We start from the raw sequence: 24278 nt of genomic DNA, 5'->3' as shown, positions 1-24278 counted from the left end.
CAATAAAAAATCTGGGATTTAAAAGGGAAAATGCGGCGTGTTTTGTCGAAACTCAAGCAGTTTCTCAACATCGTCATCAATTCCGACTTTTAATGCTTCAAGCGAAGGGTAGTCCTTTTCGCCATGTAAATAGTTCAAGAATGTCACCCGCATTAACAGGCCATACAGATTAGCAGAAACATCAGGAAAATGTACTTCTAATCGCCATTCCGGATGGACTTGTTTGATGGCCGGTCGGGTACCGACATGTCCGGCACCGAACAGGGCGGTAGGTTCATAGCCTGCAATGCCTGATTTTTCAGGATTGTCGGCTTTCACTTTATCTTTTAACGATAGGGTTTCACACATCACCTCTACGCCGTAAATGCCTTTCAAGCACGGTTTATGACGGTTTAGCGCGACATTAATGGTTGGAAAATCAAGGGTTCGTCCAATCTGGTCACCGTATTGTACCCGACCGGTGATGCTATAGGGACGGCCAAGTAATTTGGCAGCAAGGGCTAAATCACCTGCTTGCAAGGTCTGGCGGATCCTGGTCGAACTGACGCGTTCACCATCCAGTGCAACCGTAGTTAAGTTGGTGACCTGAAAACCATAGGCTGTTAAAAATTCACTATTGCCCTGACGGTTTTTGCCAAAGTGGAAGTCATCGCCCAATACCAGGCTGTGGGCATTCAGTTTGAGTTTTAACAGTTCAGCAAAGTTTTCAGCATTTAGACTGCGGAAATGGTTATCAAATTTTGCAACGGCAATGTAGTCCACGCCCAGTTTAGTCAGATATTCCACTTTTTCACGCAGTGAGGTAATACGTGGAGGAGCATCATAACCCTTAAAAAACTCCAGAGGTTGCGGCTCAAAAATCATCACCAGCGTTTTTAAATTTTCTGCGGCTGCCAGCTGTTTTAACTGGCTAATCATTGCCTGATGGCCCAAATGTACACCGTCAAAATTACCAATGGTTACGGCCGTTTTTGGCAATTGAAAATTGGGCGCTAAAGCATTCAGGCGGAGCAGCTTCATGGGCGAATCAATAAGTGAAAAGTTATCAGGGCTATATATTGCCATAATCTTACGCGTTCGTCTTGTTGTTGTGTTTTCATACAAAAAAATATTAAATTTCTTGCAAAAATAGTATTTGAAAAAATCTGCATCCAGAAGATTCATTGCATGGAATGGTTTCAAAATCGTTCATGATAAGAAAAATAAATTTAAATATTCAAGTGAATCGGGGGGATCAAATTTTTGTACGGGAACGTGCTTATGATTTTAAATTTGCACTTATTGGGTAATTCTTTTCTAATTGGCACAATTTTAAATTTGTGCATCGATAAGGTTTTGCTATGTCTGATCTGGCTTTAATTATGGCTTTGCCCAGTGAATCTAAAGGTCTGTTTGAACAGGCAGGCATCGAAGTCCATTACAGCGGTATAGGCAAAGTCAATGCGGCATATAAAGCCTTCGAGGTGATTCACAAGACCGGTTGCAAGACCCTGCTCAATTTGGGTACCGCCGGAAGTTCGCATTTTAATGCGCATGAACTGGTCGAAGTCAGCACCTTTGTGCAACGGGATATGGATGTCTCTCCGCTCGGTTTTGCAGTTGGGGTTACGCCTATGGATGAGGATCATCCGGCAGAAATCCATTTGCAGTCCTATTTTCAGCATTTGCCTCAAGGTATCTGCGGAACAGGGGACAGCTTTGAGATAGGCTTGCCTAAAGTGCCATGCCATCTGGTCGATATGGAAGGCTATGCCATGGCCAAAGTCTGTAAAAAACTGGGGGTAAGATTCGTTTCAGTGAAATATATTACCGATGGGGCCAATGAAACTGCGCATCTGGATTGGGAAGAAAATTTATTGTTGGGTGCGCAAAAGCTATCAAAATTATATCAAACGATAAAAGAAGAACAGTGAAAGTGGAAATTCGGCGACCATAGAAAACTATGGTCGTATGCCAAAACTATCGTTGACGATAATTTAAGAGTTATGGACGGGGAATGACGCCATATAACATCATGTGTACCGTATGGTGAATACAACGTTGTTGCATACTGCGGTTGCGTAAGGTTTTACCCGTGACCATTTCCATTTGCGTGGCAAAATCTGCATAGTTTTGCGTCAATGCCCAAATATTCAAAATCAGCAGTTCAGGATCAATTTCTTTGGCAATTTTCCCCTGTTCCTGCCATACGCTAATCACTTTAGCCTTGCGCTTAAACAGTTTCTTTAAAGGACCTTTTAGAATTGGCAAAATATGGGGTGCACCTTGGATCACTTCCAGCGCAAACAGGCGGGATGCTTTCGGTTGAGTACGTGACACTTCAATTTTTTGCAATAAATAATTGGTAATCGCTTCTTCAGGTTCCAACTCTGATTCCAGCATTTGCAGTGGCGCAAGCCATTTCTGTAGAACGGTGGTGAGCACTTCTACATATAAAGCTTCTTTATTTTCATAATAATAGAAAATATTCGATTTATGCATTTCAGCAATCTGAGCAATCTCGTCTAAGCTTGCCCCATTAAAACCGTAAAGGGAAAATACATCGAGTGCAGCATTTAGCAATTGATGTCTTTTTTGTGTACTCTTTTTTTGTTCCATTGGCAAATTTAAAAAAATTAAAGGGGAAAGGCAAATTGTACGGCAAATCGACAGATTTGTGCATTACTAAAAATTGCATTTTTATCATAATTGATAGTTTATTCTGTAGGTTAGCTATTTAATGAGTTAAAAATCCTATAGAACCTACCGATAGGCAATGATTGCATTTCTTATATAAATGATTAAATGGGATTGATTTTTTTTGGTAAATGATACGACTGGTTTTTTGTGTTTAGATTTGGTGCAGTTTTAAAAAAACTAAAGAGTATGTTTAAGCTGGACTAAAAGATGCATAAACCGAGGAAGGATAACGGATCGTTTAGATTCGTTATCGCCGTGTTGCATGCTCAGGTTGCCAATACAGCCTTTAATACTTGCTGTTCCAGCTCGGTAAATGAGTAATCTTTTTTACGTGGTCGAGGCAAATCCACTTTAAACTGCTGGGCAATGTGCCCCTTATCTAACAGGATAATCCGGTCGGCCAGTTGTACGGCTTCACTGACATCATGAGTGACTAAAATGGCGGTAAAGCCCTGTTCAGTCCAGAGTTTTTCAATCAGGTTCTGCATGTCCAAACGGGTGAGTGCATCCAGCGCACCTAAAGGCTCATCAAGCAGCAAAATGCGAGGTTTATGCGATAAGGCTCGGGCCAGTGCAGTACGCTGACGCTGACCGCCTGAAAGTTGTGATGGCCAGAGTCCGGCCTTTTCTTTCAAGCCGACTTTTTCCAGTAGTGCAGAAGCGTTGGCTTGCTGTTCTTTGGCTAAACCCAATTGTACATTTTGCTCAATGCTACGCCACGGCAACAGTCGTGGGTCCTGGAACATGACCCGAATGTCATCGCTGGTGATGCCTTCGCGAATATGACGTGCTGATTTAAACTTGATTTCGCCATAGCTCGGTTGTTCCAGATCGGCAATCAGACGCAGCAGGGTACTTTTACCACAGCCACTGCGTCCGACAATGGCCAGGAATTCACCCGGTTGAATATGCAGGTCCAGATCTTCCAAAACTTTCACTTCGCCATAGAATTTGTGCAGCTGTTCAATCAGAATTTCTGCACCCACCACTGCGTTAGGATTGATATCTGTAGGGTCAGGTTGTTGCGATATTGAGCGTTCTTCAGATACATGACGCCCGATGCTTAAATCAGTCATGTCTTATTCCTTATTTTTGATAGCCAGCGTGCCAACGCAGCAGGTATTTTTCTAAAGCGACGGCCAATACATCGGCCAGTTTGCCCAGCAGGGCATACAGTAAAATCCCTACCAAGACCACGTCAGTTTGTAAAAACTCACGCGCATTCATGGTCATATAACCAATACCGGATTGTGCTGAAATAGTTTCGGCCACAATCAGCAGTACCCAGACCAGACCAAGGGCAAAGCGTAAACCGACCAGAATCGAAGGCATCGCACCCGGTAAAATAATTTCTTTGTATAACTCCCAGCGCGTTAAGCCATAACTTTTACCCATCTCGATCAGCTGCGGATCTACTGAACGAATGCCGTGATAGGTATTGATATAGAGTGGGAAAAATACCCCTACCGCCACCAGAAACAGCTTGGCAGATTCATCAATCCCGAACCATAAAATCACCAAAGGAATTAAGGCTAAAGCCGGAATATTACGGATCATCTGTAACGTGGTATCCAGCAGGGTAGAGGCTGTCTTCGAAGAACCATTCAGCAGGCCGAGTAATAAACCCAAACCGCCGCCGACCAATAAACCGAGCAGGGCACGTCCGGCACTCACCTTGACGTGTTGCCAAAGTTCACCACTGATCAGCAGCTGCCAGAATGCAGCTACGACCGCCGTCGGTGCAGGCAGAATACGGCTTTCCAACAGCCCGGTACTGGAGGCAATTTGCCAGATAACAATCAGTGCAATCGGGAACAACCAGGGCAGCAAACGCTGCCCAAATTGTGTTCCACGTGAAACCTTGGGTTTCGCCAAGGCTCCCGCAGAAATGCTTGTGCTCATTAAGCCGGCTCCTGATGTTTCACTTCCTTCTTGGCCTCATCAGCAACATAGTTATTTGCTACGATTTCACCAAAAGGACCGGTCAAGTTCGGTTGAGCCAGTTTCTTGCGGGTTTCTAAAGGCAACAGCGGGAACACCAGTTCGGCAAAACGAATAGACTCTTCCAGATGCGGGTAGCCTGAGAAAATAAAAGTATCAATACCCAAGTCCGCATATTCCTGAATGCGTGCAGCAACCGTTTCAGGGTCACCCACCAATGCTGTACCTGCACCGCCACGAACCAGGCCTACACCAGCCCAAAGGTTTGGAGATACTTCAAGTTTAGTACGGTCACCGTTGTGCAGTTCAGCCATACGGCGTTGGCCGACTGAATCCATCTGCTTGAATTTTTGTTGTGCAGCAGCAATGGTTGCATCATCCACATACTGAATCAGCTCTTCAGCAGCAGCCCATGCCTGTTCATTGGTTTCACGCACAATCACGTGTAAACGGATACCGTAACTTAAACTACGGCCTTTGGCGGCAGCTTTGGCTCTGACATTTTCAATTTTTTCTTTTACTGCTGCCGGTGGTTCGCCCCAAGTCAGGTAAGTATCGACCTGGTCGGTGGCCAATTCCACGGCTGCATCGGAAGAACCGCCAAACCAAAGTGGCGGGTAAGGTTGTTGTATTGGCGGATAAAGCAGTTTTGCGTCATCGACACTTAAGTGTTCACCGTGGAAAGTGAAACTTTCACCAGTATGTGAATGTTTTAAAATTTCACGCCAGATGGTGGTGTATTCAGCCGCCGTTTTATAGCGCGTCGCGTGATCTTCATACACGCCGTCACCTTTAAGCTCTTGCTCATCACCACCGGTGACCAGGTTCAGCCGAACGCGACCGCCAGACAAACGGTCAAAAGTTGCTGCCATACGTGCAGCCAGTGCCGGTGTGGTAACGCCTGGACGTAATGCCACCAGGAATTTCAAATTTTTAGTGGCATCAATCAGGCTGGCAGCGGTAATCCATGGATCTTCACATGAACGGCCGGTTGGAATGAGTACGCCTTCATAACCCAGGTTATCTACCGCGACGGCAATCTGTTTCATATAAGCATGATCGACCTGACGGGCGCCTTTGCTTGTGCCTAAATAACGACTGTCACCATGCGTAGGAATAAACCAGAAAATTTTCATTGCATTGATCCTTAGATTATTTGCCTGCCCAAACGGCTTGCTGAATATTGATAGATTTCGGAATGATCTTGAGTTCGCTAAAACGGTTGGCGAGCTCTTGCTGATCAGCAATCACTTTTTTGCTGAGCAGAGCAGCACCAGACGGGTTAGGACGACGCTGGATAAAAGTCTGGCTGACAATCGGTTTCAGACCGGTGCTTTGAGCAAACAGGCTTGCAGTCGCAGCCTTGTTGCTTTGTACCCATTTATCGGCAACATTAAGCTGCTTGATAATGCCTTTAAGTGCCTGAGGATGATTCTTAACCAAATCATTTGAAGCCAGATAGAAGGTGTAATTTGGACTTAAGCCTTTCCCTGTGGTCAGTACCTTGGCCTTATCTTCCAGTTGTGCCGCAGCATAGTACGGGTCCCAAATGGCCCAGGCATCAATCGCACCTTTCTGGAAAGCCGCATGGGCATCAGCCGGACTGAGCCAGATCGGTTGAACATCTGTCCATTGCAAACCGGCCTTACGTACTGCCTGCACCAATAGATAATGTGAGCTTGAACCGCGGTGAACCCCAATACGTTTGCCCTTCAACTGGCGGAGCTGGGTAATTTTGGAGTTGCTTGGCACCAAAATGGCAGAAGCCAAAGGTTTTGCCGTTTCATAAGCAAAATAATGCAGTGGCTTGTTGCCTGCCTGAGCATAGACAGGCGGCGTATCGCCGGTTGAACCGATATCTACAGAACCGACGGCTAGGGCCTCTAAAATTTGTGGACCGCCCGGAAATTCATTCCAGCTGATTTTGGCGTTGGGAAATTCCTGTTCAAATAACTTTTGCTGTTGTGCAATCACCAGATTGACAGAAGATTTTTGATAGCCGACACGAAGCTGTTTCACTGAAGGATCAACAGCCCAGGCGGCACCTGAACCCAACATCGAACAAGCAATTAACATGGCATTCATGCCATGACTGGAGGTCTTGAACCATGTGGCTGCTTTGTTGTGTAGCTGATGCTGAGTCATGTTAAATCCCCTAGGTTTTATTTATGATTTACTTCGCCAAAATCGCGGATTGAATATTGAGTTTGTTTGGAATCAGTTTCTGCTGATAAAAGGCATCGGCAACATATTGCTGCTTTTGCACCACCTCATTAGAAATCGGTTGTACCCCAAAGCCCATGCGGGAAATGGACGTTTTCAGGATATCTTTAGACAGTCCTGTTGGTTTTTCCAGCAGCTTGGCGGCTTCGTCCTGATGCTGGGATACCCATTGTGTGGTGGTGTTGAGTTCATTCACCACCGCTTTCAGCACATCTGGATGCTGCTCGGCAAATTTGCGGTCAGCCAGATAAAACTGATGGTTACTGACCAGGTTTTCACCTGTGGCAATGACACGAGCACCAATCTGCTTTTCTGCAGCCGCAAAGAACGGGTCCCAAATCACCCAGGCATCGACTGCACCTTTCTCAAAGGCTGCGCGTGCGTCCGAAGGCGGCAAGTACACCACCTGAATGTCATTTAGGGTGAGCTTGTTGGCTTGTAACACTTTTAACAGTAGATAATGAACATTCGAGCCTTTATTGAGTGCAACACGTTTGCCTTTTAAATCCTGGATGCTATGAATGGCTGAATCTTTTTGCACAATCAAGGCTTCAGCTTTAGGTGCTTCCGGCTGGTTGGCGATATAAACCAGATTTGAATTGGCAGCCTGTGCGAAAATAGGCGGCGCTTCACCTGCTTCACCTAATACAACACTGCCGACATTTAAGCCTTCAAGCAATTGAGGACCGGCTGGGAATTCTACCCATTTCACATTGACGCCCTGATCTTTCAACGCCGTTTCTAAAGTGCCACGTTCTTTAATAATCGGTAACAAGCCATACTTTTGAAAGCCGATATTTAACGTGACTGTTTCAGCTTCTTTTTTTCCGCAACCTGACATCATCATTGCGCCAGCAACTACTGAAGAAAGGACCAGTGATTTCGCCCAGAATTTTGCTTGAATGGCGCTCATGTATGTGTGCTCCGCAATAAGGAAGTGTTGAATATTGAACACATACGCTAAAGCCTTTTCTTTTTCGAAAAAAATAAGAAAAGATAAATTTCTAATGAGGAAAAAAGATAAATAAAATAAAGAAAACCTTATGTAGAAATGTGATTTATCAGGACAACTCAATATCCAGTTTTATTTAATTAAATTATTGATATTAAGTAACTTAAATTCTAAATCTTAAGCGTGGATAAGAATATGCAAAAATGCCATAAACAAATCATGATAAATTTCGATGGGTTTATCATAAAGATATAAAAAATAAAGATATAAGCGGCATAAAAAAAGCCACTTTAAAGTGGCTTTTTGAAGACTAGGGAATTACGTTGATAGTTATACAGGGCCTGACGTGCATTGGGCAGGTCATCGACACTGGCGGGTTCAAAACCATGTTCGACAAACCAGTGCGCGGTACGTGTGGTCAGTACAAACAGTTGCTGAATGCCCAGACTTTTGGCCTTGTCTTCGAGATAATGCAGAATCTGGCTGCCGCGGTTGGACTTGCGATAGGTCGGATCGACCGCCACACAGGCAATCTCCGCCGATTTAATTTCATTGGCTGAGGTGGGAATTGGATATAGGGCGGCGCAGGCCAGAATCATCCCGTCCCGTTCAATCACGGAAAACTGCTCAATTTCACTTTCTAATCTTTCACGTGAGCGATACACCAGAATGCCTTCGGCCTCAAGTGGACGAAGCAGATTCATCAAGCCGCCGACATCCTGAATCGTAGCCGTACGCACATCTTCATAATGGGCATCGGTCATCATGGTGCCCGCACCATCACGGGTGAACAGTTCTTCCAGCAAGGCCCCATCGTAGGTATAAGAAATCAGATGTACACGATGTACCCCTTGCAGGGAGGCATTTTTGGCACCGCGCAATTGCAGGGCAATATCGGGATTGGAATCCTGATATTGCAAGATCTGCCGATCCAGCTGATGCGGCGCTATTTCACGCTGCAATTGTCCAAACTCGTTGACCAGACCTTGCTGTTTACCCAAAAAAATCAGCTTGTCGGCTTTCAGCAGAATAGCCGTATTGGTGGCCACTTCTTCTGCCACCAGGTTAAACACCTCACCTGTACTGGAATAGCCGGTTGGACCCAGCAACACAATATTGTGATTTTTCAAATGTCTTTGAATGGCGTCAGTATCAACCGTTCGTACTTCACCCGTCAGCTGAAAATCGATGCCGTCCCGAATGCCATAGGGTTTGGCGGTGACAAAATTGCCCGAGATTACATCAATGCGTGCGCCATACATGGGGGAATTGACCAGTCCCATGGAAAGCAGGGCTTCAATTTGTAAACGGATCGAACCCACTGCATTCATGACGCAGCTTAAAGATTCGCGTGTGGTAATGCGGCGGTGATTGTGAAAAGGCGTTTGAATACCGCTGGCTTTGAGGTTCTGGTTGATTTGCGAACGTGCACCATGTACCAGAATCAGCCGAATGCCTAAAGAATGCAGCAGAGCAATGTCATGAATAATATGCTGGAAATTTTCATGTTGCACCGCCTCACCATCAAACATGATGACAAAGGTTTTGTTGCGGTGGGCATTGATATAGGGTGCAGAATGTCGAAACCAATGCACATATTGTAAATTTGTGCTTTGTGATGTTTCAGATGAATTCGTTTGCATACCTATCTCAAAATTAAAAAATTTCCTTCCTTGATTCTAATCAAAAAATGACGGGGGGAAAGCTAAAAAATAAAAAACACCTGAATTGAATTCAGGTGTTTTTTAGGGAAGAGGAAACTTAGGCCGGTTTTAGTTGATGATGCGCACAATACGGTCGGTACGTTCATTCACTAACACATAGTCGCCGTTGATTTTATACCACTGTTGATAACGGTTGGTATTCGGTAAGCGGCGTGCTTCACGGTCGCTAACTTTATAGCTGGATGAGCTAAATACACGCGGGAAGTTTTGGCCTGCACGCCAGTCACGGCTTGGGTTTACTCGTTTGCTGTCATAACGGTTGTTATTGTCCCAACGGTTGTGGTCATAACGGTTGTTGTTGTCCCAGCGCTGGTCATGTTGTGAGTGTGCCTGCTGATAACGCTGATGATCATCATAGCGATGGTCTGATGCTGCCATCGCTGAAGTTGCCATCAATGCAGATAAAGAAAGCGCAATTGTAGTCAGAATTTTTTTCATTACTTTCACCCTGGATCATTTAGGAAGATGTTTTCGATGATTCAAAATTAGAGGAAAAGTCGAGATAAACGATGTTGGAATCTTAGTTGAATTGTGAAATTGATGGAGAAAAAAAGAAGATTGTAAAAGACTGAAAGTTATAGAGATAAAGGGATAGGCTTGACCATAAAAGTGCAAAAATAAAAAAGCCCAAACTGGAGTTTGGGCATGGAGCATTTAAAACGGCGTTTAGAATCCTTGAATGCGTACAATATTATTGCTGTCTGTATCCACTAAAATATAGTCATTATTGATTTTGTACCATTGCTGGTTACGCGATGGTTTGGGCAAGTCATGGTTTTTATAGTCGACCTTGTAGCCATCGCCACGATAATGCTGTGGCATCACATAGCCCGGTTGCCATTTATGCTGTTGTAGACGCTTGAATCCGCGTTCTTCACGCATACGGCGTTTGTCTTGCATGTCATCGTCATCTTCACGAAAATCGCGACCGCGGCTAAATTTTGGCTGATCGGATTGATCCCAGCCACGATAATTATTGTTTTTTTCATGAGGTCCGGCAAGGCTGACACTACTTGCCATCAAAGCACTGAAAGAAATTGCCAAAACAGTCAAAATCTTTTTCATGTTGAACCCTCATAAAAAAAAGTATTAATTTCACTGATGTTAATGTACAAAATAATTGCAGAGAAACTGTGAAGATCAATCATGCATTTCTTAAAAAATGCAGAGATAATAAGGATATTATGGGAAAATATCTCATCATTTAAAAATCTTCAGCAATTTTATAGCGCTATTAAATATTAAAAAACTTTTGCTTGAGGAAAACTTTGTATCAAAGTTTTGAGATCACGTTGACTGATTTAACAATGTTCTAAGCAATGGGCTGAACAGCGGGTTGGGTTCGACAGTTCCATATAGTTTTCTTTTAGTTCCATTGTTCCACCAGGCCTTGTAGTGAGTTGACAGCCTCAGCAATTGCTTCTGCCTGTTTGACATCATCCAGACCGATGATCAAAGTATTTGAAAGCTGTAGTTTTTCAATACAACGAATCGTTTCAATTTTACGTTTTTGATCTGCCATGTTGAGCTTCCTCATACTGAATGTTTTTGAATGCTGTTCAGCATAGCGGCATTCTTTTAATTTATAAAAACGAATATTTTTGTAAAAATTATCTAAAAATACGATTTAAGCCTTAAATAGCGAAAGTACAGTTCTGAGTTTTTAAAAATTTAAGTCTGCAATAAAAAAGGGAGCATATAGAGCTCCCTTTTTTATTTTTAGAGATCAGTCTTGTGCATCAATGCTTTGACCATTCAAATGCAGGCTGTCATCCCCCATTAAATAGAGGTAAGCCGGCATAATGCTTTCCGGTGTCGCCAAGGTTTTTGGATCTTCCTCAGGATAAGCCTTGGCACGCATGGCGGTACGGGTGGCACCCGGATTGATGCAGTTAAAACGCACATTCGGATAGACATTTTCTTTGGCAAAAATCTGGTTCACTGCTTCAATGGCAATTTTGGATACTGAATAAGCGCCCCAACGTTCCCGTGCTTCACGTCCGACACCGGAACTGGCAAATACCACCGAAGCATGCTCGGACTTTGCCAGTAAGGGCAGCAGTTCCTGGGTCAAAATAAAGGGAGCACGCAGATTCACAGCCATCACATCATCCCAGACATCTACCGGGTAATGCGCCAGTTCGGTACGCTCTCCCAGAATCCCGGCATTGTGCAAAATGCCGTCTAGGCGACCGAACTGTTGCGTTAAAGTATCGACCAGTAACTCATAGTCACGAGGAGAGGCACTGGAGAGCTGCAAAGGCAGAATAGCCGGTTGTGGTGCACCCAGGCTTTCAATTTCATCATAGATGACTTCAAGCTTGTTTAGGGTACGTCCATGCAGCACTACAGTGGCACCATGCAGGGCATAGCTTATTGCAGCCGCACGGCCAATACCATCGCCCGCACCTGTAATCAGGATAATGCGATCTTTTAACAGATCGGGGCGAGGCTGATATTCTGAATATTTCATTGCATACCTCCTCGTTTATATTGTTATGTCGTTATGAAATGAGTGAATGATGATCTTGTTTTACGCCGACTAGTTGATTAATCACTTGATGTAATTCTGCAACTGTCTTCACTATACAATCCGCCTGCCATGCTGTTAAGTTATCTTTGTGTTGCAATGGTAAATAGCCATAGCCTGCCAGAATGGTGTACATATTGGCATTGCGGCCTGCATCAATGTCACGCGGATGGTCACCCACATAAATACAATCTTCAGGTCGTACCTGAATTTGCTTGGCCGCCAGATACATCGGTTCCGGATCGGGTTTGGTGTTGCTGACATCTTCCGGGCAAACCAGAACCGCACAGCGTTCGGTCAGATTGAGTGCCTGAAGCAGGGACTCACTGAGCCAGCGAGGCTTGTTGGTGACAATGCCCCAAGGAATATCCTGACTTTCCAGTTGTTCTAGCAAGGAATGCATGCCTTCGAACAGATCGGTCTCTACCGCAATATCTTCACCATACAAATCCAAAAAGCGCTGGCGATGGGCGAGGAATACCGGATCTTCCACTTCCAGTTCCGGATAGACCAGTTTCACCATGGCCCGTGCACCTTCAGAGACCTGGGTACGAATTAAATCCGCGGCCACGATGTCACAGGGTTTGTCGCGGCACATGTCCTGAATAATGCGAATAAAGTCAGCCGCAGTGTCAATTAAGGTGCCATCCAGGTCAAACAGTACAGCTTTCATCAGGCACCTTCTTTTACCGTATAAACCATATAGTTCACATCGACATTTGGTGCCAGCCAGTAACGTTTGGTCAGCGGGTTGTAATGCAGGCCGGTCATGTCTTTCAGTTTCAGATTTGCTGCCCGGATATCATGCGCCAGCTCGGAAGGCTTGATAAACTTGCTGTAATCATGGGTGCCTTTAGCGAGCATACGCAGAACGTATTCCGCGCCAATAATGGCAAACAGATAAGACTTTGGATTACGGTTAATGGTCGAGAAGAACACATGGCCGCCCGGTTTGACCAGGGTTTGGCAGGCCTGAATAATTGATGCCGGATTTGGAACATGCTCCAGCATTTCCATACAGGTCACCACATCATATTGTCCGGCCTGTTCCTGGGCCAACTGTTCTACCGGAACCTGGCGATATTCAATATTCTGCACGCCTTCCTGTTCGGCATGAATGCGGGCTACATTTAATGGCGCTTCACCCATGTCGATACCCAAAACATTGGCTCCACGACGCGCCATGCTTTCCGACAGAATACCGCCACCACAACCGACATCGAGCACTTTTTTACCGCTGAGACCGCCAGCATGCTCATCAATCCAGTTTAAACGCAGCGGATTGATCATATGCAAGGGGCGGAACTCAGAATGCTGATCCCACCATATGGCAGCGAATGCTTCAAATTTGGCAATTTCTTGTGGATCAACATTCAATTGCGACATCGGTATCACCTCAATCAAGTCATTATAATTTAAAAAAGTTACAGAAGCTTAGTGTAGCGTTAATTCTAAAAAAAGCGATAAATGCCGTAAAAAAGTTCACAGAATGAAAACGAATTCGGCATAATTGATTTATAGTGATCGCATAAATTAGACATAATGATTTAGAGGACAATAAGGTCAATGAAAAAATTTATTTTAGGTAGCGTAGCAACGGCTATTTTTGCCTTATCCGGTACTGCAATGGCAGCCAATTTTGTTGCAGGTAAAGATTACACCGTGGTGGCCAATCCGGTTAAGGTTGAAGTTCCTGGAAAAATTGAAGTGCGTGAATTCTTTTGGTATGGCTGCCCGCATTGCTATCGCTTAGAGCCGCATATGCAGATCTGGCTGAAAAAATTACCTAAAGATGTGCGTTTCGTGCGTACTCCGGCGGCAATGAATCCTGTCTGGGAGCAGGGCGCGCGTGGCTATTATGTGTCTGAAGCATTAGGCGTTCGTAAGAAAACTCACCTGCCTTTATTCCATGCCATTCATGCAGGTGGCCAGCAGATTTTTGATCAAAAATCCCAAGCCAAGTTCTTTGTAAAATATGGCGTGCCTGAAGCCAAATTCAACAGCATGTTTAATTCATTTGCTATTACTTCAAAAATAGCGCAAGCCAAACAGTTGGCACAGCAATATCAACTCAGTGGTGTGCCTGCGGTTGTGGTCAATGGTAAATATGTGGTGCAAGGTGAAGATGGCAAAGTCACTCAAGTGATCAGCTATCTGGTAGAAAAAGAGCGTAAAGCCAAATAAGCAACAGGTTCTAAAAAAACCGCCATCATGGCGGTTTTTTTACCTCTGGTCGTTATTCAATTATGAAGAGACCGAATCTTTGGAAGGGTCCCAGTTGGAGATGCCACGGAAAATCAAATGCACTTGAGTCATGGTTTGCAGCTTAAACTGTTTTTGTTGTTCTAGACGTTCTTCAGCCTGATAGTGACGGTTGATATCCATCCAGGTCATGGCCCAGGTAAAAGACAAGTTAATTAAAATATTAGAAAATACTTGCAGGTCTTGGGTATTACCAATGTGCTGCATGGCCTCAATTTGACCCAAATCATTAGCCAGGTCTTCAATTAAAAAATTAATTTCCCGGGCAATGGCCTGGCGAATCACTTCTGATCCCCCCCAGCGTTCGGCAATCATAAATACCCACGGTTCAGGATGATGTTCAACTGCCTGAAAAAACAGGTCCAGGCTGATTTGGGTTTCGGTATCTGGCTGATAGATATAGGCTTGTCCCAGCTGATGAAAAATACCTTTTAAATGCAGGGCAACCTGATCAACCAGTTCCAGTCCCAGCTCATTCATGTCCTGAAAATGACGGTAGAATGCCGTTGGTACCAAACCGACATGGCGTGCAATTTCACGCAAACTGATGCTGCTGAAAGAGCGTCCAGACGTGTTTAACGCCAGCGCAGCATCTAAAAGTGCTTGGCGGCTCTGCTGCTTACGCTCATCCCGTATCGACATGCGACTACCCTAAAAAAATGCTGAATGAAGTCTATCAAAAAAAAACAAATTAAACGACGAATGTCAGTGAACGGATGTTGACTGAATTAAAAAATGATTATAGTGTACATGTGTTCACTATAAGAACACCTGTTCACTCAAATAAATAGCCAGCAATAAAAGAGGAACGTCATATGAGTCATGTCATGCAATATCAGCCGCAATGGATTCGAGAAGATTTCGTCGATTTTATTGCTGAAAAAATCAATCCAGTCTGGGCATGGAAAAAAGTCAAAGCCAGTATTGTCGATGTACAGATGCTGAGTTCAGACTTTTATCAGATTGAGTTGCAGCCGAATCATAATTTTCGTGCTGATGCTTTTCATGCCGGACAAAGTATTTTAGTGACTGTAGTGATTGCAGGTGTGCGTGAGCAACGCAGTTATTCCGTTGTCAAAATCACTGCCAACGGCAACGTGGTGATTGCCGTAAAACGTCAGGGCAAAGTCTCCAATGCTTTAACCCATTTGCCCGTAGGTGGCGTAGTGGAAATCTCTCAGGTGCAGGGTGATTTCACATTAAGTTCATCTCAACAACCTATTCTGTTGTTAGCTTCAGGCAGTGGTATCACTGCAATTTATTCTTTATTGCAACAGGCCATCCATCAAAAAGTCAGTCAAATTGACCTGATTTATTTTAGCCGTGATGAGGCTTTTCATAGCGAATTGCAGCAATTGGCCGAGCAGTATCCACAGTTTCAATATCATCATTTTAATACCCTGACCCAGAAGCAACATTTAACGGTGGAACTGCTTGAAAGTATCATTCCAGATTTTAAGCAACGTCAAAGTTATGCTTGTGGTGCCAAGGGCATGATGCAAAGCCTGAACCAGATTTATCAACAGCTGGGGATTACCGATCTGCTCAAACAGGAATATTTCCAGGTCGTCGTTGATGAAACTGCTGCAGTACAACCGGTAATTTTCTTACGCGCTCAACAACAGTTTGAAGCCAAGACCAATTTGCTGGAAAGTGCCGAACAGGCGGGGTTAAGACCCGCACATGGTTGCCGTATGGGCATCTGCAATACCTGTACCTGTACCAAAGTCAGCGGCTCAACCAAAAACCTGCTCACTGGTGAAATCGACCACGATAGCAATACCCAGATTAAATTGTGTATTAGCCAGGCCGTGAGTCCGGTGGTGATTAACCTTTAAAAACAAAAAATGCTTTGATAGCGCTGCTCAGTGATTGATTGCAATTTTTATAGCAGTGTTTGATTCTCACTCAGGAGAAAAACAATGAATATGTCAGTAAAGTTTCAAGAAAACAGTAAATCAAAATATTTAACTGCTGAACAAATTGCCGAATTTGGTGAAAAGGTCGATGCCATTCGCCGCGAAATTATGGACAGCATTGGTGAAAAAGATGCCGAATACATTTATAAAATCCGCGATTTTGTCCGTTATAGCGAAATTGCCTCACGCAGCATGTTGATGTTTGGCGGCTGGATTCCACCAGTCTGGTTATTGGGAACCGGTTTATTGGGTATTTCCAAAATCGTGGAAAATATGGAACTAGGCCATAATGTGATGCATGGTCAGTTCGACTGGCTGAATGATCCGACATTAAATGGTGCCAATTATGACTGGGACACCATGGCAACAGGCGATGACTGGAAACATACGCATAACTATATCCATCACACCTATACCAATATTGTCGGTAAAGACCATGATGTGGGCTATGGCCTGATTCGGGTCAGTGAAGCACAAAAATGGGAACCGCGCTTTTTATTCAATATTCCTTTAACTATTCAGCTGATGCTGTTCTTTGAATGGTATGTCGGTGTACAGAATTTACATCTGGAAGATGCGATTGCCTATAAAACCAAAACCTGGAAACAGGTCTGGAAAGAGTCGGCAAAATTCCGCAAGAAAGCCACCCGTCAGATTGCCAAAGATTATGTCTTTTTTCCATTAATTGCAGGTCCGAATGCACTGCCGGTATTTGCCGGAAATGCAGTGGCGAATGTCATTCGTAGCCTCTGGGCATCCGCAGTGATTTTTAATGGACATTTCACTGAAGATGCCGAAACCTTTGAACTGGACAATACGGCCACTGAAACGCGTGCCGAATGGTATTTACGTCAAATTCGCGGATCGAGTAATTTTAGCGGCACAGAATGGCTGCATATTTTGAGTGGTAATTTGAGTCATCAAATTGAACACCATTTATTCCCTGATATGCCAGCGAACCGTTATGCTGAAGCTGCACCAAAAATCCGTGCCTTATGTGCAGAGTATGGCATTCACTATAATGAAGCCAGTTTCATGAAACAGTTTGGGAGCGTCTGGGTACGTTTGGCTCAATGTTCATTGCCAAATTCATGGACTTCAACTCTTGAACAATCCAAACAGAAATTAAAAGACTTATTGAGCTTTTAAACTTCAATAACAAGCTTAAGGATATGCAGGGTGGGTAGCGAATTTCATGCAAGCTAAAATGGATGCATCCGGGCTTGATGGTTTTTGCCAATAGAGAATCTCTTGGCAAAACCTGAGAGCATGCTTCTGTTATACTAGGCCGCAATGAATTTTAGCCGAAATTAAGGACTCATTATGCGTATCGACCAACGTACATTAGATCAATTACGTGACGTAAAAATTACCCGTAACTATACACGTTATGCGGAAGGTTCAGTGTTGATTGAATTTGGTCATACAAAAGTTCTTTGTACTGCAAGTATTGATAATTCAGTACCGCGTTTCTTGAAAGGTAAGGGACAGGGTTGGGTGACTGCGGAATACGGCATGTTGCCACGTTCTACCCATACCCGTAGTGACCGTGAAGCGGCGCGTGGTAAACAAAGTGGCCGTACTCAGGAAATCCAGCGTCTGATTGGTCGTAGCCTGCGTGCCATGGTGGACTTGAAAAAACTGGGTGAAAATACCATTACCATTGACTGTGATGTGATTCAGGCTGATGGTGGTACACGTACAGCATCCATTACTGGTGCAGCAGTGGCTTTAGTCGATGCCATGAATGTATTGCTTGAAACCAAGAAAATTAAACACGATCCGTTGAAAGGTCTGGTGGCTGCGATTTCTGTCGGCATGTATCAAGACAAAGCCTTGCTCGATTTGTGTTATGAAGAAGATTCAAACTGCCAAACTGATTTAAACGTAGTGATGACTCAAGCAGGCGAGTTTATCGAGCTGCAGGGGACTGCTGAAGACAAGCCATTTACCCGTGCACAATGTAACGAAATGCTTGAATTGGCAGAAAAAGGCATCCAAGAACTCATTAAAAAACAGCAAGAAGCTTTAGGCTGGTAAGTTGTTAATTTAACAATCTCAGCAATAAAAAACGCACCCATCGGTGCGTTTTTTATTGACTCAATTTTTATTGAGTTGAGTAGGGGCGATCAAGCATTAAAACGCATGGATAAATCCACTGCTTTCACATCTTTGGTTAATACACCCATTGAAATATAATCCACACCTGAGCTTGCCACTTCACGTAAGTTTGCGATGGTAATGTTACCTGATGCTTCCAGCTTGCAACGACCGGCAACATGCTTCACCGCATCAATCATTTGCTGCTGGCTGAAGTTATCCAGCATCACGATATCCGCTTTTGCTTCTAAAGCCTGGTTTAGTTCATCCCAGGTTTCAACTTCAACTTCAACAGGTTTACCCGGTGCAATGTTATGTGCCTTGCTAATCGCCTGCGCAATACCACCGGCTGCCATAATATGGTTTTCTTTAATCAAAAAGGCATCAAACAAACCCAGACGATGGTTCTGACCGCCACCAATCGCCACGGCATATTTTTGTGCAATACGTAAGCCCGGCAAGGTTTTACGGGTATCTAACAATTTGGTATTTAAGCCTTCCAGTTCTTTGACATATAAAGCGGTTTTGGTCGCAACCGCAGAAAGTGTTTGCACAAAGTTGAGGGCAGGGCGTTCCACCGTGAGCAGGCTGCGTGCAGAACCGGCCAGTTTTAAAAAGGCTTCATTGGCTTGTACGCGGTCGCCATCATTTTTTAGCCAGGTGACCTGTACTTTTGGATCATAAGCCTGAATCAGTGCATTGACCCAAGGCTGACCGGCCAGCACCATGTCTTCACGGCTAATAATGGTTGCTGTCGCCTGTTCATCTTCAGGAGTTAATAAAGCAGTGATATCACCTTCGCCAATATCTTCTTGTAATGCTTGTTGAATGTTGATTTGGATCGATTGTTCAAGCAAGGATTGAGATATGCTCATAAGGATTCCCGTATCTTTTTTAACCCATGAAAATTGCGCGTTATTTTAGCACTGTTCATTTAAAAGAAATGTTTTTTTCCAGCGATTTTAGCTGCGGAATTTGAGATTTTAAGTTTAAAGTTTTAGGATTGCGCTAAAATCATCAGCTTATGCGAACAGGACTCAGGATTGGACTATGCAACAGGCCCCCTTTTTTCAGGTCATCGACGGTCAGTTAATCGGTGCCAGGCAAGTACCTTCCCCAAATTATAATCAACGTCCCGAACACACCGAAATTCAACTGGTTGTGGTGCATAACATCAGTCTGCCGCCGTCACAGTTTGGTGGGGGATATATTGAACAGTTTTTTCAGAACCAACTGGACTGGTCAGAACATCCTTATTTTCAAAGCATTGAAGGCATGCAAGTTTCTGCCCATCTGCTGATTTTACGCAGTGGTGAAGTGCTGCAATTTGTCAATTTTAATGATCGGGCCTGGCATGCCGGACGTTCCATTTACCTGGGCAAAAAAGAATGTAATGACTATTCTATTGGCATTGAACTGGAAGGCAGTGATGATTTGCCTTTTGACGAGGTGCAGTATGTGGCGTTGGCGCAAGTGACCGCTGCATTGCAAGCGGCTTATCCCAAAATTTTGCAGCATTTGGCCGGTCACTCCGATATTGCGCCTGGACGTAAAACCGATCCGGGCCCATTTTTTGACTGGGTCAAATTCAGAACTTTATTGCAGCAGCATAAAATCCATCAATAATAAGTGGGCTTTATGATTAAACAACGAAACTCCATGTGGAGTTTCATTACAATAGCGACTTAATTTTTTCACTGGGTGGTTACGATGGCGCTTTGGCGATCGACCTTTATTGTTAGTACAATGACCATGTTGTCTCGGGTGCTGGGCTTAGTCCGAGATGTGGTATTGCTGAATGTGTTTGGTGCAGGTAAAGATTTCGATACCTTTGTGGTGGCCTTTCGTATTCCCAACTTTTTCAGGCGCTTATTTGCCGAAGGTGCATTTTCACAGGCTTTTATTCCGGTTTTAACCGAATATAAAACCACGCGCACTCATGCAGAAGTGCAAATCCTGATTAGTCGGGTGTTTGGTTGTCTGGCCACCTTTATGACCACCCTGACCTTTATTGCCATGGTGGCAGCACCTGCGGTGCTGTATATCTATGCGCCCGGTTTCCATGATGACCCGGAAAAATTTGCCTTGGCGACAGACATGTTCCGTCTGACCATTCCTTATCTGCTGTTTATGTCGTTAACGGCTTTTGCCAGCAGTATCCTGAACAGTTATGGTTCTTTTTCAACCCCGGCTTTTTCGCCTGTACTGTTGAATATTACCATGATTGCAGGCGCATGGTGGCTAACGCCCTATATGGCCGAACCGATTATGGCACTCGGCTGGGCTGTGGTGATTGCCGGTATTTTACAGCTGGTGATTCAAATTCCAGAGCTGTGGCGTAAAAAATTATTAATTCCGCCTAAAGTAGATTTTAAACATGAAGGTGTAGAACGCATCATGAAATTGATGCTTCCTGCACTGTTTGGTGTCTCGGTCACCCAGATTAATCTATTGCTCAACACCATTTGGGCATCGTTCATGCAGGATGGTTCGGTATCGTGGTTATACAGTGCCGAGCGGATGACGGAATTGCCTTTGGGGTTGATCGGTGTGGCGATTGGTACGGTAATTTTACCTTCACTCTCTGCACGTCATGCCGAACAGGATCAGGTTAAATTTAGAGGCATGATTGACTGGGCTGCCAAAGTGATCATGCTGGTCGGTATCCCTGCCAGCATCGCCTTATTTATGCTGTCTACTCCAATTATTCAGGCATTGTTCCAGCGTGGGCAATTTACCTTGCAAGATACTGAAATGACTGCGCTGGCCCTGCAATGTATGAGTGCCGGGGTAATCTCCTTCATGCTGATTAAAGTCTTTGCCCCGGGCTTTTATGCTCAGCAAGATACCCGCACACCTGTGCGTGTTGGCTTGATGGCCGTGGCAGCGAATGCCATTTTAAACGTGGTGTTTATTGGTTTCTTTAAACTGATTGATTGGCATGCAGAGCATATGGCCTTGGCCCTGGCTTCTTCAGGTTCGGCCTTGGTCAATGCCGGTATGCTGTATTTCTATCTGCATAAACGCAATATTTTCCGCTTTGCCGGACACTGGAAAAAGCTGTTTCTACAATATGCAGTGGCGAATGCCGCGATGATTGCTGTACTGTGGTATGGTCTCAGTTGGTACAATGGAGAGGTATCGCAGTGGATGCGAATTCTTGAAGTGATTGGTTTATGTGTCGCTGGTGTGGTGGCTTATGCGATTGGTTTATTGGTCACCGGCTTTAGACCACGCCATTTACGACCTTAATTTTTATCTTAAAACTCTACACGGTGAGATAAGTTAGATAAAAAGATATTTAATTTTTGATTCGGTTCTTTTGCTAGGTAGATAATAGAAAGCTGAATAAAAAATCGGATATGAAAAAAGAGCCTGAATAGGCTCTTTTTTTTGATCAAGTGAGATATTTTAAGTGGAGTTCATTCAACTAAACTCTTCCCCTGGAGAGGAAGCCGATGATTGCTAAAATAACGGCAACCACGAGTAAAATAACCGCAAAATCTTTAGATAATCCTGCGACGCCAGCAAAACCTAGTAGACTTGCAATCAGTGCAATCACTGCAAAAATAATCGCCCAACGGAACATAAGCTTTCTCCATGTGTTGTTATTTTCAAAGTAGATTCAGTATAGGGGCGGAAAATTTCCAGCAGTGTTATGCTTATGTTTAAAAAATGTTCAGTTTGACGGCAAATCGATGATTTAAAGTAATAATCACGTTTATGGACTGTAATCATGCACAGGTTATAATAGGCTTCATTTGCTAATTTTTGCCTTGCTATGACCGAATCCTTACGCCCACAATTTTGGAAAGAATATGCTCTAACTGAACTTAATCCTGCCGAATGGGAAGCATTATGCGATGGTTGCGGTCTCTGCTGTTTAATCAAATTAGAAGATGAAGAACTGCAAGAAGTCGCTTATACCAAGGTGGCTTGCAAACTTTTAGACTGCAAAACTGCACGTTGTAGTAATTATGAGCAGCGACTTGACCATGTGCCGGATTGTATTCAACTCACACCAGAAAAATTAGCCACTATTCATTGGCTGCCGCCGAGCTGTGCTTATCGCCGTTTAAAAGAAGGTAAGAGTCTACCTGCCTGGCATTATTTAAATACAGGAACACGTGACAGTGTGATCAAGGCGCGCAAATCGGCAGCAGGCCGTTGTATTTCCGAAACAGAAGTCAATGAAGATGATCTTGAGGAATATATTGTGCGTTGGGTGCGTTAATTTCCTGTTCATCATATAATTTTTGGCTGAAAAAATTTGCAAATTTCATCCTCACCCCGACCTGATACAGCGATTTTTTTGTAAATCGGCTCATTTGAAATGCGCGATATTAAAATTACATAGTAGACTTAGTTTAAGTACAGTAAAGAAATAACAAGATGTCTGAGAGCCATATTCCACTCCCTGAACGACTTCGTCCGCGTGATTTGTCCGAAATTATCGGGCAAGATCATTTATTGGGAGCAGGTGCCCCCTTACGTCAAATGATTGATCAGGGCCATTTACCTTCCATCATTTTTTGGGGGCCACCAGGCGTTGGAAAAACCACCATTGCTTTGCTTTTGGCTCAAGCCGTGGATCGGCCCTTTATCAGTTTATCGGCGCTCAATACCGGAGTAAAAGAACTGCGTGAAGTGATTGCCGAAAGTGGCGATTTATTGACCCCGGTCGTGTTTATTGATGAAATTCACCGTTTTAACAAGTCACAGCAAGATGCCTTATTGAATGCAGTAGAAAAAGGCAAAATTACCTTAATTGGAGCAACCACAGAAAATCCCTCTTTTGAAGTGAACAATGCCTTGTTATCGCGTTGTCAGGTGTATACCTTAAATGCGCTGGATGATGAGTCAATTCGAACTTTATTGAATAATGCCATACAGCAGGATGCCTTTTTAAAAGAGCGTTATATCCAAATTGAAGAATACGAAGCATTACTGCAATTTGCGGCTGGAGATGCACGTAAGGCGCTTAATCTTCTAGATTTAATTGCCAGTACTTTTGAACCGGAACTGGAAAATATCATCACCAATGCCATTGTGGTCAAGGTGGCGCAGCAGAATATTGCCCGTTATGACAAATCGGGTGAGCAGCACTATGACCTGGTCTCTGCCTTTATTAAATCCATCCGCGGCAGTGATCCGGATGCAGCGCTGTACTGGATGGCGCGCATGCTAAAAGGCGGCGAAGATCCGGTGTTTATTGCCCGTCGTATGCTGATTGCCGCTTCGGAAGATATTGGCAATTCCAATCCGAATGCCTTGCTTCTGGCAGGCGAATGTTTCCGTTCGGTACAGGCTGTGGGCATGCCGGAGTGTCGTATTATTCTCGGTCAATGTGCAGTGTATTTGGCGACCAGTGCCAAAAGTAACAGCACTTATCTTGCTATTAATAAGGCACTCGACCTGGCTGAAAAAACTGCAAACTTGCCTGTGCCGCTACATTTACGCAATGCACCAACCAAGCTCATGAAAGAGCAGGGCTATGGTGTGAATTATCTCTATCCGCATAATTATCCAGAGCATTTCGTTCTGCAAGAGTATATGCCACCTGAATTAAAAGGCACCAAGCTATACGAATCTGCACGGAACAAGCGCGAAGTGGAAGGAGAAAAACTGCAACAGCGTCGCTGGATGCAACAGCAACAACAGCAATAACAGTCAAGATGATTCCAGGCGCTGAGGCATTTTCTTTCATGCTAAGTTTTTTCAGATGAAAAAATGTAAAAAAAAGCCCAATCCATAGGACGGATTGGGCTGAAAATAGGATGTCTTAGGGGAGATACATCCTAGAGGGTAAACTAAAAATTTTGGTCGGTAAGCAGGAGCTTATAAAGTCATTGACTTCAACCTCTTGTTGCCTGGTATATAAGAGATATTAAGTAAAAAAACCAATATTGTAAAAACGATCATTTTTATTAATTAAATCTGTTTTTTCG

General features: G+C 44.1%; 26 protein-coding genes. 9 read left to right on the top strand and 17 right to left on the bottom strand.

Annotated elements, in window-relative coordinates; all coding sequences use genetic code 11:
* Nucleotides 1-18 precede the first annotated feature (18 nt).
* Complete coding sequence (gene ribF / locus FTT83_RS07110; protein ID WP_180174289.1) at nucleotides 19-1020, bottom strand: riboflavin biosynthesis protein RibF; 1002 nt, start codon at nucleotides 1018-1020, stop codon at nucleotides 19-21.
* Nucleotides 1021-1340: 320 nt separating this feature from the next.
* On the opposite strand from ribF, the gene FTT83_RS07105 reads away from it, so the two are divergent.
* Nucleotides 1341-1913: a 5'-nucleosidase gene (locus FTT83_RS07105; protein ID WP_180174290.1), complete on the top strand. Its 573-nt coding sequence runs from the start codon at nucleotides 1341-1343 to the stop codon at nucleotides 1911-1913.
* Between the two features lie 70 nt (nucleotides 1914-1983).
* Here FTT83_RS07105 and FTT83_RS07100 read toward each other — a convergent pair whose 3' ends face one another.
* From FTT83_RS07100 to ubiG, 13 genes are all read right to left on the bottom strand, one after another.
* Nucleotides 1984-2598 carry a TetR/AcrR family transcriptional regulator gene (locus tag FTT83_RS07100; protein ID WP_180174291.1) on the bottom strand — a complete coding sequence of 205 codons (615 nt, stop codon included), beginning with the start codon at nucleotides 2596-2598 and terminating at the stop codon, nucleotides 1984-1986.
* Between the two features lie 347 nt (nucleotides 2599-2945).
* Nucleotides 2946-3755: an ABC transporter ATP-binding protein gene (locus FTT83_RS07095; protein ID WP_180043995.1), complete on the bottom strand. Its 810-nt coding sequence runs from the start codon at nucleotides 3753-3755 to the stop codon at nucleotides 2946-2948.
* Between the two features lie 10 nt (nucleotides 3756-3765).
* Nucleotides 3766-4581 (bottom strand): aliphatic sulfonate ABC transporter permease SsuC, encoded by an 816-nt coding sequence (gene ssuC / locus FTT83_RS07090; RefSeq protein WP_180043997.1) that lies wholly within the window; start codon nucleotides 4579-4581, stop codon nucleotides 3766-3768.
* Nucleotides 4581-5756, bottom strand: a complete 1176-nt coding sequence (gene ssuD / locus FTT83_RS07085) for an FMNH2-dependent alkanesulfonate monooxygenase (protein WP_180043999.1) — start codon at nucleotides 5754-5756, stop codon at nucleotides 4581-4583. Before ssuD ends, ssuC begins: the two co-directional genes overlap by 1 nt.
* 16 nt (nucleotides 5757-5772) lie before the next feature.
* Nucleotides 5773-6765, bottom strand: a complete 993-nt coding sequence (locus FTT83_RS07080) for a sulfonate ABC transporter substrate-binding protein (RefSeq protein WP_180176468.1) — start codon at nucleotides 6763-6765, stop codon at nucleotides 5773-5775.
* A gap of 28 nt (nucleotides 6766-6793) precedes the next feature.
* A complete protein-coding gene (locus FTT83_RS07075; protein ID WP_180044003.1) occupies nucleotides 6794-7756 on the bottom strand; it encodes a sulfonate ABC transporter substrate-binding protein in 963 nt (320 codons plus the stop codon).
* Between the two features lie 329 nt (nucleotides 7757-8085).
* The gene (gene argA, locus FTT83_RS07070) at nucleotides 8086-9438 is read right to left on the bottom strand and encodes an amino-acid N-acetyltransferase (RefSeq protein WP_180174292.1); all 1353 of its coding nucleotides are present in this window, start codon (nucleotides 9436-9438) and stop codon (nucleotides 8086-8088) included.
* 129 nt (nucleotides 9439-9567) lie between these two features.
* Nucleotides 9568-9957, bottom strand: coding sequence for an RcnB family protein (locus FTT83_RS07065; RefSeq protein ID WP_180044007.1), 390 nt, complete (start codon nucleotides 9955-9957; stop codon nucleotides 9568-9570).
* Nucleotides 9958-10185: 228 nt separating this feature from the next.
* Nucleotides 10186-10584: an RcnB family protein gene (locus FTT83_RS07060; RefSeq protein ID WP_086196594.1), complete on the bottom strand. Its 399-nt coding sequence runs from the start codon at nucleotides 10582-10584 to the stop codon at nucleotides 10186-10188.
* A 301-nt stretch (nucleotides 10585-10885) separates the two neighbouring features.
* Nucleotides 10886-11041 (bottom strand): hypothetical protein, encoded by a 156-nt coding sequence (locus FTT83_RS07055; protein WP_180044009.1) that lies wholly within the window; start codon nucleotides 11039-11041, stop codon nucleotides 10886-10888.
* Between the two features lie 204 nt (nucleotides 11042-11245).
* Nucleotides 11246-11992 (bottom strand): YciK family oxidoreductase, encoded by a 747-nt coding sequence (locus tag FTT83_RS07050; protein ID WP_086196593.1) that lies wholly within the window; start codon nucleotides 11990-11992, stop codon nucleotides 11246-11248.
* A 31-nt stretch (nucleotides 11993-12023) separates the two neighbouring features.
* Nucleotides 12024-12722 (bottom strand): HAD family hydrolase, encoded by a 699-nt coding sequence (locus FTT83_RS07045; RefSeq protein WP_180043141.1) that lies wholly within the window; start codon nucleotides 12720-12722, stop codon nucleotides 12024-12026.
* Nucleotides 12722-13435, bottom strand: a complete 714-nt coding sequence (gene ubiG / locus FTT83_RS07040) for a bifunctional 2-polyprenyl-6-hydroxyphenol methylase/3-demethylubiquinol 3-O-methyltransferase UbiG (RefSeq protein WP_166170527.1) — start codon at nucleotides 13433-13435, stop codon at nucleotides 12722-12724. Before ubiG ends, FTT83_RS07045 begins: the two co-directional genes overlap by 1 nt.
* A gap of 180 nt (nucleotides 13436-13615) precedes the next feature.
* Between ubiG and FTT83_RS07035 the strand changes: the two genes are divergently transcribed.
* A complete protein-coding gene (locus FTT83_RS07035; protein ID WP_180176469.1) occupies nucleotides 13616-14233 on the top strand; it encodes a thiol:disulfide interchange protein DsbA/DsbL in 618 nt (205 codons plus the stop codon).
* Nucleotides 14234-14293: 60 nt separating this feature from the next.
* On the opposite strand, the gene FTT83_RS07030 is transcribed toward FTT83_RS07035, so the two are convergent.
* Nucleotides 14294-14953, bottom strand: a complete 660-nt coding sequence (locus FTT83_RS07030; RefSeq protein ID WP_086196589.1) for a TetR family transcriptional regulator — start codon at nucleotides 14951-14953, stop codon at nucleotides 14294-14296.
* Nucleotides 14954-15126: 173 nt separating this feature from the next.
* On the opposite strand from FTT83_RS07030, the gene FTT83_RS07025 reads away from it, so the two are divergent.
* From FTT83_RS07025 to rph, 3 genes are all read left to right on the top strand, one after another.
* The gene (locus FTT83_RS07025) at nucleotides 15127-16149 is read left to right on the top strand and encodes a ferredoxin reductase (RefSeq protein ID WP_086196588.1); all 1023 of its coding nucleotides are present in this window, start codon (nucleotides 15127-15129) and stop codon (nucleotides 16147-16149) included.
* An 84-nt stretch (nucleotides 16150-16233) separates the two neighbouring features.
* Entirely contained in the window at nucleotides 16234-17379 is a 1146-nt protein-coding gene (locus FTT83_RS07020) for a fatty acid desaturase (RefSeq protein WP_373423492.1), read from the top strand.
* A 174-nt stretch (nucleotides 17380-17553) separates the two neighbouring features.
* Nucleotides 17554-18270, top strand: a complete 717-nt coding sequence (gene rph / locus FTT83_RS07015) for a ribonuclease PH (RefSeq protein ID WP_166170535.1) — start codon at nucleotides 17554-17556, stop codon at nucleotides 18268-18270.
* Nucleotides 18271-18359: 89 nt separating this feature from the next.
* On the opposite strand, the gene nadC is transcribed toward rph, so the two are convergent.
* Nucleotides 18360-19205, bottom strand: a complete 846-nt coding sequence (gene nadC / locus FTT83_RS07010) for a carboxylating nicotinate-nucleotide diphosphorylase (RefSeq protein WP_180043145.1) — start codon at nucleotides 19203-19205, stop codon at nucleotides 18360-18362.
* A 175-nt stretch (nucleotides 19206-19380) separates the two neighbouring features.
* On the opposite strand from nadC, the gene ampD reads away from it, so the two are divergent.
* Entirely contained in the window at nucleotides 19381-19956 is a 576-nt protein-coding gene (gene ampD / locus FTT83_RS07005) for a 1,6-anhydro-N-acetylmuramyl-L-alanine amidase AmpD (RefSeq protein WP_180174294.1), read from the top strand.
* A gap of 75 nt (nucleotides 19957-20031) precedes the next feature.
* The gene (gene murJ, locus FTT83_RS07000; RefSeq protein WP_180174295.1) at nucleotides 20032-21582 is read left to right on the top strand and encodes a murein biosynthesis integral membrane protein MurJ; all 1551 of its coding nucleotides are present in this window, start codon (nucleotides 20032-20034) and stop codon (nucleotides 21580-21582) included.
* A 178-nt stretch (nucleotides 21583-21760) separates the two neighbouring features.
* Here murJ and FTT83_RS06995 read toward each other — a convergent pair whose 3' ends face one another.
* Nucleotides 21761-21919: a DUF1328 domain-containing protein gene (locus FTT83_RS06995; protein ID WP_180043148.1), complete on the bottom strand. Its 159-nt coding sequence runs from the start codon at nucleotides 21917-21919 to the stop codon at nucleotides 21761-21763.
* Between the two features lie 192 nt (nucleotides 21920-22111).
* Here FTT83_RS06995 and FTT83_RS06990 point away from each other — a divergent pair, with 192 nt between their 5' ends.
* A complete protein-coding gene (locus tag FTT83_RS06990) occupies nucleotides 22112-22564 on the top strand; it encodes a YcgN family cysteine cluster protein (protein WP_086196582.1) in 453 nt (150 codons plus the stop codon).
* A 158-nt stretch (nucleotides 22565-22722) separates the two neighbouring features.
* A complete protein-coding gene (locus FTT83_RS06985) occupies nucleotides 22723-23997 on the top strand; it encodes a replication-associated recombination protein A (protein ID WP_180043149.1) in 1275 nt (424 codons plus the stop codon).
* Nucleotides 23998-24278 lie beyond the last annotated feature (281 nt).

This window comes from Acinetobacter sp. YH01018, assembly GCF_013420295.1.
Classification (GTDB): Bacteria; Pseudomonadota; Gammaproteobacteria; order Pseudomonadales; family Moraxellaceae; genus Acinetobacter.
This window is presented reverse-complemented; position numbering and strand designations above follow the sequence as displayed.